This is a genomic window from Streptomyces sp. NPDC058632, assembly GCF_042717095.1.
In the GTDB taxonomy this organism is placed as follows: domain Bacteria; phylum Actinomycetota; class Actinomycetes; order Streptomycetales; family Streptomycetaceae; genus Streptomyces.
Genome location: NZ_JBHXQZ010000054.1, coordinates 9,744 through 29,700, shown reverse-complemented (window position 1 = coordinate 29,700; position 19,957 = coordinate 9,744). Strand labels below are relative to the sequence as shown.

Genomic DNA, 19,957 nt, shown 5'->3' with positions numbered 1-19,957 from the left:
CCATGACGTCTTCGAAGCGAAACCGAGCCGAGGCCCTCCCGCAGGACCTCCAGGAGGAACTCCGCCGCAGACTGGCCGGCCGGGCGGCCTCCGCCGCCCGCCGGGCCGTCCCGCGCGCGGACCGCACCCGGCCGCTGCCGCTGTCCTTCGCCCAGCAGCGGCTGTGGTTCCTGGACCGGCTGCGGCCCGGCGACCCCCGCTACAACAGCGCGGTCGCGCTCCGGCTCACCGGAGCTCTGGACCACACCGCCCTGACCGCCGCGCTGGAGCTGGTGGTGGGCCGGCACGAGGCGCTGCGCACCACGTTCGACGAGACCGACGGCATACCCGTGCAGACCGTGCGGCCGGCCGGCCCGCTCCCGCTGCCGGTCCGGGACCTCACGGCCCCCGGGGACGGGGAGGCTCTGGAAGCGGCCCTGGTGACCGAGTACGAGCGCCCCTTCGACCTGCGCACCGGGCCGCTGCTGCGCGCCCTGCTGCTGCGCGAGTCGGACGACGCGCACGTGCTGCTGCTGACGGCCCATCACATCGTGACCGACGGCTGGTCGACGGGCGTGCTCCTGGAGGAGCTGTGCACCGCCTACGACGCCCTCGTACAGGGTGCGGAGCCCGCGCTGCCGCCGGTGGCGACGCAGTACCCGGACTTCGCCGTCTGGCAGCGCGAGCAGCTCTCCGGCCCCCGGCTGGAGCGCGAACTGGCGCACTGGAAGGAACGGCTGGCGGGCGCGGCGGCCCCCGAACTGCCGCTGGACCGGCCGCGCCGCGGCGAGGAGTCCGGCGCGGGCGCGGTGCACGCCTTCACCGTCCCCGCCACCACCACGGCCCGGCTGAGGCAGCTCGCGGCCGAACGGCACACCACCCTGTTCGCCGCCCTGGTCGCCGCCTGCCAGGCCCTGCTGGCCCGCTGGTCGGGACAGGACGACAGCACCGTCGGCTCACTGACCCCGGGGCGTGGCCGCACCGACCTCGAACGGGCCGTCGGCTTCTTCGTCAACACCGTGGTGCTGCGCACCCGCGTCGAGACCGCCGGGTCCTTCCGCGACCTGCTCACCGCCGCGGCCGACACCGTCAACGACGCCTTCGCGCACGGCGACACGCCGTTCGAGCGGCTCGTGGAGGCCGTCGGCGCGACCCGGGAGGCGGGCCGCAACCCGCTGTTCGACGTGATGGTCCTGCTGCACCCCGCGCCGCCCGCCGCCCCCGACCCGCACGGCCTGGCCACCGCCCCGGTCGCCGTGCCCCGCCGGGCCGCCACCTTCGACCTGAGCGTGGAGTTCCTGCCGGACGGAGACGGTCTCACCGGCCTGCTGGAGTACCGCACCGACCTGTTCGACGCGGACACGGCCGCCCGCATGGCCGGCCAGCTGCTGCGCCTGCTGGACGCCGCCGCCGCGGAACCGGACCGGCCGCTGGGCACCCTGCCCCTGCTCTCGCCGCGGCAGTCGGAGCAGGTGACCCGGGACTGGAACGCGACCGCCCTGCCCGTCCCCGAGGGCACCCTGCCCGAGCTGTTCGCGCGGCAGGCCGCCCGCACCCCGCACGCCACCGCCCTGGTCGCCGGGGACGAACGCCTGGACTACGCCACGCTCGACGCCCGCGCCGACCGGCTGGCCCGGCGGCTCGTGGCACGCGGCGCCGGACCCGAGCGGCTGGTCGCCCTGCGACTGCCGCGCACCGCCGACATGATCGTGGCCGTCCTCGCCGTGTGGAAGGCGGGCGCCGGCTATCTGCCCCTGGACCCCGCGCTGCCCGAGGACCGCCTACGGTTCCTGCTCGACGACGCCCGGCCGGCCCTCGTACTGGACGAGGCCACGCTGCGGGACCTGCCCGGCGCCGACCCCGCCGACGCGGCCCCGCTCGCGCCGCCGGACCCGGACACCACCGCCTACGTCATCCACACCTCCGGCTCCACCGGCCGCCCCAAAGGCGTCGCCGTGGCGCACCGGTCCGCGGCGAACCTGCTGGCCGGCCACCGCGAGGGCTTCGTCGCCGAGGCGGGCGGCGGGCCGCTGCGGGTGGCGCTGACGGCGTCGTTCTCCTTCGACACCTCACTGGAGGGCGTGCTGCTGATGGCCGACGGCCATCCGCTGCACCTGGTCGACGAGACGACCCGGCTGGACGCCGCCGCGCTGGTCGAGTACGTCGTCGAGCACCGCATCGACTTCCTCGACCTGACCCCCACCTACCTGCGCCAACTGCTGCCCGCCGGGCTGCTCACCGACCCGCGCCACCGCCCCCGGGTGCTGATGCTCGGTGGCGAGGCCGTCGGGCCCGGCCTGTGGCGGGAGCTGGCCGGGCGGCGGGACGTGGCCGCGTACAACTTCTACGGGCCCACCGAGTGCACGGTCGACGCCCTGGCCTGCCGCATCGAGGGCGACGGCCGCCCGACCGTCGGCCGGCCGCTGGCCAACGTGCGCGCCTACGTCCTCGACGACCGGCTGCGGCCCGTGCCGCCCGGAGTCGGCGGCGAGCTGTACCTGGCCGGCGTGCAACTGGCACGCGGCTACGCGGGCCGGCCGGGGCTCACCGCCGCACGGTTCCTGCCCGACCCGTTCGGCCCGCCCGGTGCCCGCATGTACCGCACCGGCGACCTGGCCCGCTGGACCGCCGACGGGCGCCTGGACTACCTGGGACGCGCCGACGACCAGGTCAAGGTGCGCGGCCACCGCATCGAACCCGGCGAGGTCGAGGCGGCCCTGACCGACCTGTCGGACGTCGCCGCCGCCGCGGTCGTCGCGGTCACCGACCCGCACGGCCACACCCGGCTGGCCGCCTACCTCGTCCCCGCGGACCGCGACGCGCGGCCGACCGCGGGCGACGTGCGAGCGGCCTGCCGGCGCGTGCTGCCGGACCACATGGTGCCGTCCTCCTTCACCGTGCTCGACGCCCTGCCGATGACCGTCAGCGGCAAGGTCGACCGGCGTGCCCTGCCCGCCCCCGACCTCGACGGCGGCGAGCGCCACAAGGAGTTCGTCGCCCCGCGCACCCCGCAGGAGGAGACCCTCGCCCGTATCTGGGCCGAGGTGCTGGGCGCGCACCGGGTCGGCGTGACGGACAACTTCTTCGAGCTGGGCGGCGACTCCATCCTCAGCATCCAGGCCGTCTCCCGCGCCCGCGCGGCGGGCCTCCACCTGACCTCACGGGACGTCTTCCGCCACCAGACCGTCGCCGACCTCGCCGCCGCCTCCCCGCGCACCGCCGACGTGCCCGCGCCCCGGCGGCCGCGCGAGGAGGGCCCGGCACCGCTGACGCCGATCCAGGAGTGGTTCTTCGCCACGCACGGCCCGCTGCGGCACTTCGGCATGTCGATGCTGCTGGACCTGCCGCACGACCTGGACGAACCGGCCCTGGAGCGCGCCCTGGAGGCGCTGGTCGCCCACCACCCCGCGCTGCGCACCCGCTTCGCCCGCTCGGGGGACACCTGGCGCCAGCACCCCGGCGACGGCCCGGTCACCGGCCTGCTCACCCGCCACGACCTCTCCCGCGCCGCCGACGCGACGGCCGCCCGCGAGGAGGCCGCCGGGGCCGCCCGCGCCGCCCTCGACCCGGAAACCGGCACCCTGCTGCGAGCGGCCCTGCTGTCCCGCACCGGCGAGCGCCCCCGGCTCTTCCTCACCGCCCACCACCTGGCGGTGGACAGCGTCTCCTGGCGCATCCTCCTCGCCGACCTCGCACAGGCCTACCGGCAGACGGTCCAGGGAGACCCGGTCCAACTGGAGCCCGTCTCCACTCCGTTCGCCGACTGGGCCGCGCACCTGTCCCGCCGCATACGCGCCGGCGACCTCGACGCCGACCTGCCGCACTGGACGGCCGAGGCCGCCGAACCCCGCACCCCGCTGCCCGTGGACCGCCCCGGCACCCCGCTCGCCGGCTCGGTCCGCACCCTGCGCACCCGCGTGGACCGCGCCACCACCGGGGCCCTCCTGCGCCAGGTGCCCGCGGTCTACCGCACGCGGGTCAACGACGTGCTGCTCAGCGCGCTGAGCCGGGTCCTCGCCGACTGGACGGGCACCGAGCGGGTGACCGTCGCCCTGGAGGGCCACGGCCGCGAGGACGACACGCTGGACCTGTCCCGCACGGTGGGCTGGTTCACCACCCAGTACCCCGTCACACTCACCCCCGCCGGACCGTCCGACGCGCCCGACTGGGGCACGACCCTCAAGACGGTGAAGGAGCGCCTGCGGGCCGTTCCCCGGCACGGCCTCGGCTACGAGGCCCTGGCCCGCCTCGGCTCGCCCGACCCGGCCGCCCGCGCCCTGCGGGACCTGCCGCTGCCGCAGGTCTGCTTCAACTACCACGGCCAGTGGGAGGCCGCTGACGGACGGGACTTCGCCCCGGCGGGCGAGGCGCCCGGCCGTGACATCGCCGCCGACGAACCGCCGGCCCACCTGCTGGACGTCTCCGCCGTGGTCGCCGGCGGCGAACTGGAGATCACCTGGCACTACAGCGACCAGGTGCACGACGAGGACACCGTCCGCACCCTTGCCGACGGGATGACCCGCGCGCTCGCCGCGATCGCCGGGCACTGCGCCCGCCCCGACGCGGGCGGCCGCACCCCGTCCGACTTCCCGCTGGCCCGCCTCGACCAGGACCGCCTGGACCGGCTGGTCGGCGACGGGCGGGACGTGGAGGACGTCCTGCCGCTGACCCCGCTCCAGGAGGGCATGCTCTTCCACCGGCTGGTCGGCGGCCCCGACGACGTCTACGTCGACCAGGCGGCGCTCCTGCTGGAGGGCGTCGCCGACCCGCACGCCCTCGCCGCGGCCTGGCAGCGCGTCACCGACCGCACCCCCGCCCTGCGCACCTGCGTGGTCTGGGAGGACGTACCGGTACCCCTCCAGGTCGTGCGCCGGGACGTGCGGGTGCCGGTGACCCACCTCGACTGGCGCGACCTGGACGAGCCGGAGCGCGCCGAACGCCTCGACCGGCTGCGGGCCGACGACCTGGCCCGCGGCGTCGACCTCGCCGCCGCGCCGCTGATGCGGCTGACCCTGGTCCGGCTGCCCGACGCGCGGCTGCACCTGCTGTGGACCTCCCACCACCTGATCCTGGACGGCTGGAGCCTGGCCCAGGTGCTGACCGAGGTGTTCGAGGAGTACGCGGCGCTCACCGCCGGCGCCGAGTACCGGCCGCCGGTACGGCGTCCCTTCGGCGACTACGTGCGCCGGCTCGCCGAGCAGGACCCGGGCGCCGCCCGCGCACACTGGCAGGACGTCCTCGCCGGCTTCGCCACCCCCACCCCGCTGCCCGCCGACCGTCCCCTGCGCGAGGCCCACCGGGCCCGCTCCGCGGACGTGCACGTGGCCGGCCTGGACGACGGGGCGTCGGCCCGGCTGGCGCGCACCGCACGCGGCGCCGGACTCACCCTCAACACGGTCGTGCAGGGCGCCTGGGCGCTGCTGCTGGCCCGGTACGCCGCCGAGGACGACGTGGTGTTCGGCACCACCGTCTCCGGCCGGCCCGACGACCTGCCCGGCGTCGAGTCGATGGTGGGCATGTTCATCAACACCGTGCCCACCCGGGTACGCGTCGACGCCGGGCGCACGGCCGGCGCGTGGCTGCGGGAACTGCAGGACGCCCAGGCCGAGTCGAGGCGGTTCGCGGCCGTGTCGCTGGCCGAGCTGACCCAGCTGAGCGACGTGCCGTCCGGCAGCCCGCTCTTCCACAGCATGGTCGCCTTCGAGAACTACCCCTTCGACGAGGCCCGCACGGCCGGCTCCGGTGTGCGCCTGGCCGAGGTGACCTCCCGCGACGCCACCAACTACCCGCTCGTCCTGCGCGCCTACCACGGCGAACGCCTCGGCTTCGACCTCGCCTACGACCCCGCCCTGTTCGACGCGGCGACCGTCCGCTCACTCGCGGACCGGCTGTGCCTGCTGCTCGCGGAGCTGGCCGACGGCCCCGACCGGCCGCTGCGAGCCCTGGCCCGGCCGACGGCAGAGGAACGGCGGCGCATGCTCACCGACTGGAACGGCACCGAACGGGGCCGCCCCGGTCAGACCCTGGTGGACCTGTTCGAGGCACAGGCCGCCCGCACGCCCGGCGCCGTCGCCGTCACCTGCGGAACCGAGCGTCTGGACTACGCGACGCTCGACGCCCGCGCGGGCCGGCTCGCCCACCGGCTCGCCGGACTCGGCGCCGCGCCCGAGCGGTTCGTCGCCCTCGCCCTGCCCCGCTCCTGCGACCAGGTCGTCGCGATCCTCGCCGTGCTGAAGACCGGCGCGGCCTACCTGCCGATCGACCCGGCCTCGCCCGCCGAACGCATCGGCCACCTCCTCGCCGACGCCGCCCCGGTGACGCTGGTGACCACGGCCGGCACGGCGGCCCGGGTCGACGGCACCGACGTGCCCCTGCTGCTCCTCGACGATCCGCGGGTCGAGGCCGACCTGGCCGGGCGCCCGGCCACCGGCCCCGCCCCGGCCCGCCGGCCGCTGCCGGAGAGCCCCGCCTACGCCATCTACACCTCCGGCTCCACCGGACGCCCCAAGGGCGTGGTGATCCCGCACGCCAACGTGGTGCGGCTGTTCACCCGCACCAGCCACTGGTTCGGCTTCGGCGCGGACGACGTGTGGACGATGTTCCACTCCTACGCGTTCGACTTCTCGGTGTGGGAGCTGTGGGGCCCGCTGCTGCACGGCGGCCGGCTCGTCGTCGTGCCCGACGAGACGGCCCGCTCCCCGGAGGACTTCCTGCGCCTGCTGGCGGACGAGCGGGTCACCGTCCTCAACCAGACGCCGTCCGCGTTCTACCCGCTGATCCGCGCGGACGCCGAACACCCGGAGACCGGCGCCCGCCTCGCGCTGCGCACGGTGGTCTTCGGCGGCGAGGCCCTGGACGCCGGCCGGCTCGCCGACTGGTGGGCGCGCCACCCGGCCTCCGCCCCGCGGCTGGTCAACATGTACGGCATCACCGAGACCACCGTGCACGTCACCCACGCCCCGCTCGACCCCGCCACCGCCACCGCCGGCTCCGCCGGCCCCATCGGCACGGCCATACCGGACCTGCGGGCGTACGTGCTCGACGCGGACCTGGCGCCCGTGCCGCCCGGCGCGACCGGCGAACTGTACGTGGCGGGCGAGGGCCTGGCCCGCGGCTACCTGGGCCGCCCCGGCCTCACCGCCACCCGCTTCCTCGCCGACCCGTTCGGGCCGGCCGGCCGCCGCATGTACCGCACGGGCGACCGGGCGAGGTGGCGGGCCGACGGCACCCTGGAGTACCTGGGCCGCGCGGACGCCCAGGTGAAGATCCGCGGCTACCGCATCGAACCCGGCGAGATCGAGGCGGCCCTGCACACCCACCCCGGCGTCGCCGAGGCAGCGGTCGGCGTGTTCGAGGACGCCTCCGGCACCCGCCGGCTGGTGGCGCACGTCGTCGGCTCCGGCGGCGCGGCCCCCGCGGCGGCCGAACTGCGCGCCCACCTGGAGCGCCTGCTGCCCGCCCACATGGTGCCCGCCGCCCACGTACCGATGGACGCCCTGCCGCTCACCGTCAACGGCAAGCTCGACCGGCGCGCACTTCCCGTGCCGGGACCGGACGGCTACGCCGCGGGCACCGACCGGACACCGCCGCGCACGCCCGCCGAACGGCTGGTCGCCGCCGCCTGGGCGGACGTGCTGGGAGTCGAGGAGGTGCACGCCGGGGACGACTTCTTCGCGCTCGGCGGCGACTCCATCCTCGCCGTCCGCGTCACCGCCCGGCTGCGTGCCGCGTTCGGCCCCGACGTCTCCCCGAGGCTGTTGTTCACCCGTCCCACGGTGGCCGCCCTGGCCGCCGAGCTCGGCGAACCGGCCGACGGCGCGCCCGCCCCGCAGACCGACGCGATACCGGCGACCGACCCGCAGAGCCCGGCGCCGCTGTCGTACGCCCAGCAGCGCCTGTGGTTCCTCGACCGGTTCGAGCCCGGCAGCACCGAGTACACGACGCTGTCCGTGCTCCGCCTGCGCGGACCGCTCGACGAGAGCGCCCTGCGCACCGCCCTTGAGGGCCTGGTCGCCCGGCACGAGGCGCTGCGCACCACGTTCGTCGAACAGGACGGGCAGGCCCGGCAACGGGTGCACCCGCCGCACCGGGTCGACCTGCCCGTGGACGACCTCACCACGGCCCCGGACGCGCGGGCGGCGCTGGACGCGCTGCTGGAGCGCGAGGCCGCCACGCCCTTCGACCTGACGGCCGGACCGCTGCTGCGCGCCCGGCTGGCCCGCCCGGCCGACGGCGAGCACGTCCTCGTACTCGCCGTCCACCACATCGTCACCGACGGCTGGTCGCTCGGCGTCCTCGGCCGGGACCTGGGCGAGCTGTACGCGGCGGCACACGAGGGCCGCAGCCCCGCACTGCCCGCACTGCCCGTCCGGTACGCCGACCACGCCGCCTGGCAGCGCGCCCGCACCGACCACGTCGAGCACCAACTCGCCCACTGGCGCGAGACACTGGACGGAGTACCCCCGCTGGAGCTGCCGACCGACCGGCCGCGTCCCGCCGTACGGACCCGGGACGGCGCGCTGGTGACCTTCACCCTGCCCGCCGAGCTGACCGACCGGCTGCGCGAACGGGGCCGGGAGGCCGACGCCACCCTGTACATGACGCTGCTGACCGCCTGCACGGCCCTGCTGTCCCGCTGGGCCGACCAGGACGACTTCGCCGTCGGCACCGTCACCGCGGGCCGTGAGCGCCCCGAACTGCACGACGTGGTGGGCATGTTCGTGAACACGCTGGTGCTGCGCAACCGGGTGCGCCCCGGCACGACGTTCCGCGCGCTGCTGGAGCAGGTGCGCACCACCGTCCTGGAGGCGTTCGCCCACCAGGACGTGCCCTTCGAGCGGCTGGTGGACGCCCTCCAGCCCGAGCGGGACACCAGCCGCACCCCCCTGTTCCAGGTCATGGTCGCCCTGCACAACCTGGGCGCCGAGGCCCCCGCGCTCCCGGACCTGGACGTCGAGCCGGTCACCCCGCCGGTCCGGCACGCCACGTTCGACCTGGCCTTCGACTTCGTGGAGGGCGACGGCGGCGTCACCGGCCACCTGGAGTACGACACCGCCCTGTTCGACGAGGACACCGTCCGGCGCCTGGCCGTCCGGCTGCGGCTGCTGCTCCAGGCCGCGGCGCAGGACCCCGACCGGGACGTGCGGGCGCTGGAGCTGATGACCGCGGCCGAGCGGCGCCGGGTGCTCCACGACTGGCAGGGGCCGCGGTTCGCGGTCCCCGGGACCACCTTCCCCGCCCTGTTCGAGGCGCAGGCCGCCCGCACCCCGCACCTCACCGCCCTGGTGGCACGGGACGCCACACTCGACTTCGCCACCCTCAACGAGCGCGCCAACCGGCTCGCCCACCACCTCGTCGACCGGGGCGTCGCCCCCGAGCGGGTGGTCGCCGTACGGCTGCCGCGCACCTCCGACCTGCTGGTGGCGGTGCTCGCCGTCGCCAAGGCGGGCGGCACCCTCCTCTGCCTCGACCCCGACCTGCCCGCCGAACGCGTCACCCACCTCCTCGAGGACGCCGCCCCGCACACCGTGCTCACCGAGGACACCCTGCGGGACACGCCGTGGGAACGGCTGCCCGCCCACGACCCCACCGACCACGACCGCCCGGCCCCGCTGCGCCCGGACCACGCCGCCTACATCGTCTACACCTCCGGCTCCACCGGCCGCCCCAAGGGCGTCGTCGTCGAACACCGCCACCTGGTCAACCTCTGCCACGACCACCGCGAAGGGCTCGTCGCACCGCACACCGCCGACGGGCGGCGGCTGCGCGCCGCGCTGAGCGCCTCGTTCTCCTTCGACACCTCCTGGGAAGGGCCGCTGCTGCTCGCCCTCGGGCAGGAGGTCCACCTCGTCGACGAGGACGTGCGCCTGGACCCGGACGCGTTCTGCGCCCAGGTCGCCGAACGCGGCCTGGACCTGGTGAACGTCACCCCGTCCTTCCTGCGCGAACTCACCGCCGCCGGACTCCTCGCACCCGGCCGCCACCACCCGCGCGTCCTGCTGGTCGGCGGCGAGGCGACGGACCCCGACACCTGGCGGCAGCTGTGCGCCGCCGCCGGCCTCGGCGTCACCGCGTACAACATGTACGGACCCACCGAGTGCACCGTCGACGCCACCTACGGCCGCTGCGCCGACCACCCGGCCCGACCGGTCATCGGGCGCCCCGGCCGCAACCTGCGCGCCTACGTCCTCGACGGCGCCCTGCACCCGGTGCCGCCCGGCGTGCCCGGCGAGCTGTACCTCGCCGGCGCGCAGGTGGCCCGCGGCTATCTCGGCCGCCCCGGCCTGACCGCGTCGCGTTTCCTCGCCGACCCGTTCGGCGCGCCGGGAGAGCGGATGTACCGCACCGGCGACCGCGCCCGCCGGGACGGCCGAGGGCTGCTGGAGTTCCTGGGCCGCGCCGACGAGCAGATCAAGATCCGCGGGTTCCGCATCGAACCCGGAGAGGTCGAGACCGCGCTGCTCGCCCACCCGGACGTGTCCGAGGCCGTGGTGACGGCACGCGAACACGCGGGCCGGCCCATGCTCGTGGCCCACCTGGTGCCCGCCGGGGACACCGTCCCGACCGCCGACGAACTGCGCCTCGCGCTCCGGCGCACCCTGCCGGACCACATGGTGCCGGCGGCGTTCGTCCCGCTGGCGCGGATCCCGCGCACCAGCAGCGGCAAGACCGACCGGCGCGCCCTGCCCGCCCCGCCCGCGCACCCCGACCCCGCCACGACGTACGTGGCACCGCGCCCCGGCACCGAGGAGACGCTGGCCGCGATCTGGGCGGACGTCCTGCGGATCGAACGGGTGGGCGCACGGGACAACTTCTTCGCACTCGGCGGCGACTCCATCCTCAGCATCCAGATCGTCTCCCGGGCCCGCCGGGCCGGACTGGCGCTGACCACCAAGGACGTCTTCCGCCACCAGACCGTCGCCGAACTCGCCCTGCGCGTCACCGGGGCGGCTCCCGTCGCGGCGGACGCGGCCGCGCCCGCCGAGGCACCGCTCACCCCGATCCAGCGCTGGTACCTCGACGGCCGCCGCCCCGGCGACCCGCTGCGCTTCACCATGTCGCAGCGGATCGAACTCGCCCCCGGCACCGACACATCCGCCCTGCGCACGGCCGTGGACGCCCTCGTGGGCCACCACCCGGCCCTGCGCACCCGCTTCCGCCGCACCGACGACGGCCCGCGTCAGGAGGTCCTGCCGGACGTCCCGGACGGCATCCTCACCCACCACGACGTGACCGGCCCGGACGGCCCCGCGCTGGAGGCCGAGGTGCGGCGCGCCGCGGACGCGGCCCGGGCGTCCCTCGACCCCGCCGAGGGCCGGGTGGTGCGCGTCCTGCTCCTCGACCGCGGCCCGGACCTGCCCGCGCAACTCCTCCTCACCGTCCACCACCTGGTCGTCGACGGCGTCTCCTGGCGGATCCTGCTGGCCGACCTGGAGACCGCGTACCGCCGCGCCGCGGACGGACGCCCCGTCGCACTGCCCCCGGCCACCACCGCGTACGGCCACTGGGCGGCCCGGCTGGAGACACACACCCGTTCCGGCGCCCTGGACGGCGACCTCCCCCACTGGGAGCGCACCGCGGCGGCCCGGGCCGACCTGCCCGCGGGCCGGCCCGGCCCCCACACCCACGGCAGCGCCGCCACGGTCACCGTGGAGCTCGAGCCGGAGACGACCGAGGCCCTGCTGCGCCGGGTCCCCGAGGTCTACCGCACCCAGGTCAACGACGTCCTGCTCAGCGCCCTCGGCCGCACCCTGGCCCGCTGGTGCGGGCGCGAGACCGTGCTGGTCGGCGTGGAGGGCCACGGCCGCGAGGACCTCTTCGACGACGTGGACCTCTCCCGGACGGTCGGCTGGTTCACCGCCGAGTTCCCCCTCGCGCTGAGCGTCGCCCCCGACGCCGGCTGGCACGACACCCTGCGCTCGGTCAAGGAGCAGCTGCGCGCGGTGCCGCTGCACGGTCTGAGCCACGGCGCGCTGCGCCACCTGCTGCCCGACAGCCCGCTGGCCGCCGCCCCGGCGCCGCAGATCGGCTTCAACTACCACGGCCGGTGGGACGCGAGCGGCGGCGGGAGCGGCCTCTACGGAGCCGCCCTGCCCCCGGCCGGCTCCGACACCGACCCCGACGCACCCCGCCCCTACCTGCTGGACGTCACCGGCGTGGTCCAAGGCGGCCGGCTCGAACTCGGCTGGACCTATCCGCCGGCCGTCTACGACGAGTCCACCGTCCGTGAGCTCGCCGACGGGATGTGCGCGGCGCTGCGCGACATCGCGGACCACTGCGCCCGTCCGGACGCGGGCGGCCGCACCCCGTCGGACTTCCCGCTCGCCGGGCTCGGCCAGACGGAGCTGGACCGCCTCGTGGGCGACGGCCGGCACGTGGCGGACGTCCTGCCGCTGACGCCCCTGCAGGCCGGCATGCTCTTCCACGGCCTGGTGGACACGGCGGGCGCCTACTTCGACCGGACGGCCGTACGGCTGTCCGGGGTGGCCGACCCGCGGGCCTTCGCCGCGGCCTGGCAGCAGGTCACCGACCGCACCGAGGCCCTGCGCACCAGCGTCCACTGGCAGGGCCTGCCGCACCCGGTCCAGGTCGTCCACCACCGCGTGGAACTGCCCGTCACCCACCTGGACTGGCGGCACCTGACGCCCGAGCAGCGCGAGAGGGAGACCGAGACCCTGCAGGCCGCCGACCGCGCGGCGGGCATGGACCTCACCACCGCACCTCTCACCCGCATCACCCTGGCCGCGCTGCCCGGCGACGAGATCCTGCTGCTGTGGTCCTCCCACCACCTGATCCTGGACGGCTGGAGCACCGGGCAACTGCTCACCGAGGTGTGCGAGCGCTACGCCGCGCTCACCGGCGGCCGCGAAGCCCCCGCACCGGTCAGGCGCCCGTTCTCCGACTTCCTGCGCTGGCTGCACGAGCAGGACGAGCACGCGGCCGAGGCGTACTGGGCCGGCACCCTCGCCGGCTTCCCGGCCCGCACTCCGCTGCCGTACGACCGCACACCGGCCGAGGCACACCGCGCCCGCGCCGCCGCCACGGTGCACCGGCAGCTGGACGAGCACGTGTCGGCACGGCTGCGGGAGACGGCGGCACGGGCCGGGCTGACGGTGAACACCGTGGTCGAGGGAGCCTGGGCGCTGCTGCTGGCCCGCCACGGCGGACGCGACGACGTCGTGTTCGGCACGACCGTCTCCGGGCGCCCGGCCGAACTGCCGGGCGTGGAGGCGATGACCGGCATGTTCATCAACACCGTGCCCACCCGGATCCGCGTCACGGGCGGGGGAGCGGCGTCCTGGCTGCGGGGCGTGCAGGAGCGGCAGAGCGACGCCCGGCGCTTCGACTTCCTCGCGCTGCCCCGCATCCGGGCGCTGAGCGAGGTCCCGGCGGGCGAGGCGCTGTTCGACAGCATGGTGGTGTTCGAGAACTACCCCGTCGACGAGTCCGCCACGGCCCGGACGGGCGTGCGCGTCGAGGAGGTGCGGGCCGACGACGCGCCGACCTTCCCACTGTGCCTGCGCGCCCACCTCGGCGACCGGCTCGGCATCGACCTCGCCTACGACGCCGGCCTGTTCGACGCGGACACGGCCGAACGCCTCGCGGCCAGGCTCGCGGTCGTCCTGGCCGCCCTCGCCGACGGCATCGAGGCCGACACGGACGTGACCGGCCTGCGGCTGCTGACCGAGGACGACCGCGCCCTGCTGGGGCGGTGGAACGCCGCCGCCCGGCAGGCTGCGCCGCGCAGCCCCGTCGAGCTGTTCGCCGAGCAGGCCCGACGCACCCCCGACGCACCCGCCCTGCGCGACGGCGACACGGAGCTGACGTACCGCCGCCTCGACGACTGGTCCGACGCCGTGGCGTCCCGGCTCCTCGCCGACGGCCTGCGGGCCGAGGACCGGGTGGCGCTGCTGATGGACCGCTGCGCCGAACTCGTCGTCGCCCAGCTCGCCGTCCTCAAGGCGGGCGGCGCCTACGTGCCGGTGGACGCCCGCGCCCCCGAGGAGCGGCGCCGCACGCTGAGCGAGCGGGCGGGCGCGACGGCCGCGCTGACCGCCGCGGACGTCGCCGCCGCACGCACCCCCGTGCCGGGCGCGCCCGCCGCCGTACCCGCGGACGCCGACCGGCCGGCGTACGTGATGTTCACCTCCGGGTCGACCGGCGAGCCCAAGGCGGTCGCGGTACGCCACCGTGACGTGGCCGCCCTCGCCACCGACAGCCGCTTCGCCGGCGGGGTGTGCGACCGGGTGCTGCTGCACTCCCCGGTGGCCTTCGACGCCGCCACCTTCGAGGTGTGGGCGCCCCTGCTGGGCGGCGGCTGCGTGGTCGTGGCACCGCCCCGGCCCGTGGACGCGGCACTGCTGCGGCACCTGGTCCGCGACGGCGGCCTGAGCACGCTGTGGCTGACCGCCGGCCTCTTCCGGCTGCTGGCGCAGGACGCGCCGGACTGCTTCGCCGGCCTGCGCCAGGTGTGGACCGGCGGCGACGTGGTGCCCGCCGCGGCCGTGCGCCGCGTGCTGTCCGCCTGCCCCGGCCTGACCGTCGTGGACGGCTACGGCCCCACCGAGGCGACGACGTTCGCGACGTCCTTCGCGCTCACCGACGCGGCGGCCGTCCCCGACGCCGTGCCCATCGGCCACCCGCTCGACGACATGCGGGTCCACGTCCTCGACGCCCGGCTGCGGCCCGTACCGCCGGGCTGCGCCGGCGAGCTGTACCTCGCCGGCGAGGGCGTGGCACGCGGCTACCTGGGCCGTCCCGGCGACACCGCCGCCCGCTTCCTCGCCGACCCCGCCGGCCCGCCCGGCACCCGCATGTACCGCACCGGCGACCTGGCCCGCCGCCGCCTTGACGGCACGGTCGAGTTCCTGGGCCGCGCCGACGACCAGGTGAAGATCCGCGGCTTCCGCGTCGAACCCGGCGAGGTGGAGGCGGCCCTCGCGGCGCATCCCGGCGTCGCGGACGTGGCGGTGCTGGCCCGCGAGGACCGGCCCGGCGGCCGACGCCTGGTGGCCTATGTGGTCGGCCCCGAAGACCTCACGGCCGTGCGGGAGTTCGCCCGGCGCTCCCTGCCCGACTACCTCGTGCCCTCGGCGTTCGTCGCGCTGCCCGCGCTGCCGCTCAGCGGCAACGGCAAGGTCGACCGGGCCGCCCTTCCGGCGCCGGAGGCCGCCGACGGCGACCGGCAGGGCGCGCCGACCGCGCCGCGCACCGACGCCGAGCGGCGCACCGCCGACGTCTTCGCGGAGGTCCTCGCCGTGCAACGGCCCGGTGTGGAGGACGACTTCTTCCAGCTGGGCGGCGACTCCATCCTCAGCATCCGGCTGGCCGCCCGCCTGTCCGAGGCGTTCGGCACCGACCTGTCACCGCGCGCGGTGTTCACCCACCCCACCCCCGCCGCCCTCGCCGCCCTGCTCACCGCGGAGCCGTCCGGCGACGCCGCGCCCACCGCGATCGCCCCGGTTTCCCGCGACACGCCCGCCCCGATGTCGTACGCCCAGCAACGCCTGTGGTTCCTCGAGGAGTTCACGCCGGGCAGCGGCGAGTACGTCACCGCGCTCGCCCTGCGCCTGCGCGGCCGGCTCGACGTGCCCGCCCTCACCGCGGCCCTGCGCGCCCTGGCCGAGCGGCACGAGGCGCTGCGCACCACCTTCGACACGGTGGACGGCCACGGCGTGCAGACCGTCCACCCGGCGCCGGACGTGCCGCTGCCCCTGCACGACCTGTCACGAACGGCACAGGCCGACCGGACGGCCCGGCTGGAGGAACTGCTGGAGGCCGAGCGCGCCCGCACGTTCGACCTGCGGCGCGGCCCGCTGCTGCACGCGGGGCTGATCAGGCTCTCGGACGACGAGCACGTCCTGACGCTGACCCTGCACCACATCGTCACCGACGGCTGGTCCACCGGAGTGCTCACCGGCGACCTCGCCCATTTCTACCGCGCCGAACTGGGTGCGGAAACCGGGAAGTTGCCCCCGCTGTCGGTGAGTTACGCCGACTACGCCCACTGGCAGCGCGGCAGCGGCACGGCCGAACACCTCGCGTACTGGAAGGAGCACCTGACCGGTCTGGAGACGCTGGACCTGCCCACCGACCGTCCGCGTCCGGCGGTGCGCACCCACGAGGGCGCCACCGTACGCCTCGCCCTGCCGCGCGGCACGGCCCGCCGCCTCGTCCAGGTGGGCCGGGACCGGCAGGCCACCCTGTTCACCACGCTGGTGGCCGCCGCGCAGACCTACCTGGCCCGTCTGACCGGCGGCCGGGACGTCACCGTCGGCACGGTCACCTCCGGCCGCGACCGCGCCGAGACCCAGAACCTCGTCGGGTTCTTCGTCAACACCCTCGTCCTGCGCTCCCGCGTCGAACCCGACCGCCCCTTCCCCGAGTTCCTCACCGAGGTGCGCGCGACCGTGCTGGACGCCCTCGCCCACCAGGAGGCGCCGTTCGAGCGGGTGGTGGACGAGGTGCAGCCGGTCCGCGACACCAGCCGCACCCCCCTGTTCCAGGTCATGGTGGTGCTGCAGAACGCCCCGGCCGCCCACCTCGACCTGCCCGGCATCGAGGTCACCGACGTCGACACGGAACTGCGGCACGCGGCGTTCGACCTCACCCTGGAGTTCGCCGAGACCGGGACCGGAGAACTGCACGGCCTGCTCACCTACAACACCGACCTGTTCGACGCGGCCACCGCCGAACGGATGGCCGACCAGCTCGGCACGCTCCTGACCGCCGTCGCCGACGACCCCGACCGGCCCCTGGGCACCCTGCCCCTCGCCACCGACGAGACGCTCAAGGCCGTCCTCGACCAGGGACGAGGCACCGCCCGCCCGGTACCGGCGGCGACGCTGCCGGAGCTGTTCGAACAGCAGGCCGCCCGCACCCCCGACGCCGTGGCCCTGGCCGACACCGACGGCCGCGAGCTGACGTACGCCCAGGTCGAACGCGCCGCCAACCGGCTGGCGCACCGGCTCATCGCCCGGGGCGTGGGACCCGAGCGGATCGTGGCACTGGCCCTGCCCCGCAGCGCGGAGACGGTGGTGGCCCAGCTCGCCGTGGCCAAGGCCGGCGGCGCCTTCCTGCCCGTCGACCCGGACTACCCCGAGCAGCGACGGGAGTTCATGCTGCGCGACGCGGACGCCTGGCTCCTCCTGGACGACCCCGCCGCCGTACGGGACGCGGACGGCCCGGACACCGCGCCCACGGACGCCGACCGCACGGCCGCGCTGACCGTCGCCCACCCGGCGTACGTGATCTACACGTCCGGTTCCACCGGCACGCCCAAGGGCGTGACGGTGACGCACAGCGGCCTGGCCGCCTTCGCCGCGGCCGCCGCCGACCGCTACGACGCGGGCCCCGGCGACCGGGTCCTGCAGTTCGCCTCGCCCAGCTTCGACGCCTCCGTGCTCGAACTGTGCGTGTCCCTGCTCGGCGGAGCCACCCTCGTCACCGGGGAGGAGGGCCCCCTCGTCGGTGAGCGGCTCGCCGAGGTCCTCGCCCAGCGGCGCATCAGCCACACGCTGATCCCGCCCGCCGCCCTGGCCACGGTCGACCCCCGGGCCGCCGCCGCCCTGCCGCACCTGCGCACCCTCATCGTCGGCGCCGAGGCGTGCCCGGCCCACCTCGTCGAACGGTGGGCACCCGGCCGACGCATGATCAACTCGTACGGTCCGACCGAGGCCACCGTCGTCGCCACCTGGACCGGCCCCCTCACCCCGGGCACGGGCGCCCCGCCGATCGGCCGCCCGGCCGGCGCCACCCGCGTCCACGTCCTCGACGCCGCCCTGCGTCCGGTCCCGCCCGGCGTCACCGGCGAACTGTACGTGGCCGGACCCGGACTGGCCCGCGGCTATCTGAACCGGCCCGGCCCGACCGCCTCGCGTTTCGTCGCCGACCCGTTCGGCGCGCCGGGGGAGCGGATGTACCGCACCGGCGACCTGGCCCGCTGGGACGCGTCCGGCGAACTCCGCTTCGCCGGACGCGCCGACGACCAGGTCAAGCTGCGCGGTTTCCGCATCGAGCCCGGAGAGATCGAGAGCGCGCTGCGCCGCAGCCCGCGGGTGCGCGACGCGGTGGTCACCGTACGCGGCGGCGGGACCGGACCGGACGGCCGGTCCGGCGGACGGCTCGTGGCCCACGTCGTACCCGCCGAGGGCACCGCGGAGGAACTGCCGGTGCCGGAGCTGCGCGACCACCTCGCCGGGCTGCTCCCGCCGCACATGGTCCCGTCGGCGTTCGTGCCGCTGGAGCGCCTGCCGCTCACCCCGAACGGCAAGACCGACCGCGCCGCCCTGCCCGAACCCGGCCCCACGCACACCGCCGCCGGGCCGCGCACGGCACCGCGCACCGACACCGAACGCCGCATCGCCCGCATCTGGGCCGACGTCCTCGGCGTGGCGGACGTCGGCGCGCACGACAACTTCTTCCACCTCGGCGGCGACTCCATCCTCAGCATGCAGGTCGTGTCACGGCTGCGGCGGGACGGACTGCACCTGGCCACCCGCGACCTGTTCACCCACCAGACGGTCGCCGAACTGGCCGGCGTCGTCACCGGCGCGCCCCAGCACTCCGGGGAGGGCCCGGTGAGCGGAGACGCACCGCTCACCCCCATCCAGGAGTGGTTCCTCACCAGTCCGCGCGCCAGCCACAGCCACTTCAACCAGTCGCTGCTGCTGGAACTCGCCACCCCCCTGGACGCCGCCGCCCTGGAAACAGCCCTGAACGCCCTGCTCGACCACCACGACGCCCTGCGCATGCGCTTCACCGAGGACGAAGGCGGACGGCGTCAGTTCAACCCGCCGCCGTCCGACACCGACCGCGACCGGCTCCTGCACCGCCACGACCTGAGCGGGCTGACCCCCGCCGAGGCCGACGCGGCGATGGCGAAGGCCGCCGACGACCTGCACACCGGCTTCGACCTGGCGCGCGGCCCGCTGCTGCGGGCGGCCCTGTTCACCGGGGACGCCGGCCGGCCCGCCTTCCTCCTCCTGGTCGCCCACCACCTCGTCGTGGACGCCGTGTCCTGGCGCATCCTGCGCGACGACCTGGAGGCCGCCCACCGGCAGGCCGTCCGGGGCGAGCCCGTCGCGCTGGGAGAACGCACCACCTCCTTCCGCGACTGGGCCCGAGGCCTCGCCGCACACGTCGAGGCGGGCGCCCTCGACGACGAACTGCCCTACTGGGAGCGGGCGGTCGACGCCGAGCCGCTGCCGGCCGGGACACCGGGCGGGCCGGAGACGGGCCTCGTCGACACGCTCACCGTCGAACTGGACGAGGCGGACACCGAGGCACTGCTGCGCGCCGCGCCGACCGCCTACCGCACCCGCGTCAACGACGTGCTGCTCGCCGCCCTCGCCCTGGCCCTGGCCCGCTGGACCGGCCGCGAGGAGGTCCGCCTGGACCTGGAGGGACACGGCCGCGAGGACGTCCTCGACGACGTGGACCTCTCCCGCACGGTCGGCTGGTTCACCACCGTCCACCCCGTCGCCCTCCAGGTGCCCGAACCCGCGGACCCCGGCCCCACCCGGGACTGGCGGACCCTGGTGAAGTCGGTGCGCCGCCAGCTGCGCGCCGTGCCCGGCAACGGCCTGGGCTTCGGCGCGCTGCGCACCTTCGGGCCGCCCGAGGTGCGTCAGCGGCTCGGACGGGCCGCGCACGGACAGGTCGTCTTCAACTACCTCGGCCAGTGGGACGCCCGCCCGGAGAGCCCCGGCGAGGGCCTGGTGCGCGCCGAGCACGGGTCGTTCGGCCGGCACCACGACCCGCGCGACAGCGGCTCCCACCCGCTGGAGGTCGTCGGCGCGGTGCAGGGCGGCCGGCTGTCCTTCACCTGGCACCACCGGCCCGCCCTCCACGCCACGGACACCGTGCGACGTGTCGCGGACGACTTCGCCGAGGCCCTGCGCCACATCGCCCACCACGCCCGGAACAGCCGGTGAGGCCCCGCCCCGCGATCCGCGCCCCACCGCCGGACACCCCACCA

Annotated in this window: 1 protein-coding gene; it reads left to right on the top strand. The window is 76.2% G+C overall.

Annotated elements, in window-relative coordinates:
- The first annotated feature begins 2 nt into the window (after positions 1-2).
- Positions 3-19,913: a non-ribosomal peptide synthase/polyketide synthase gene (locus ACFWVE_RS21095; protein WP_384016111.1), complete on the top strand. Its 19,911-nt coding sequence runs from the start codon at positions 3-5 to the stop codon at positions 19,911-19,913.
- The last annotated feature ends 44 nt before the right edge of the window (positions 19,914-19,957 follow it).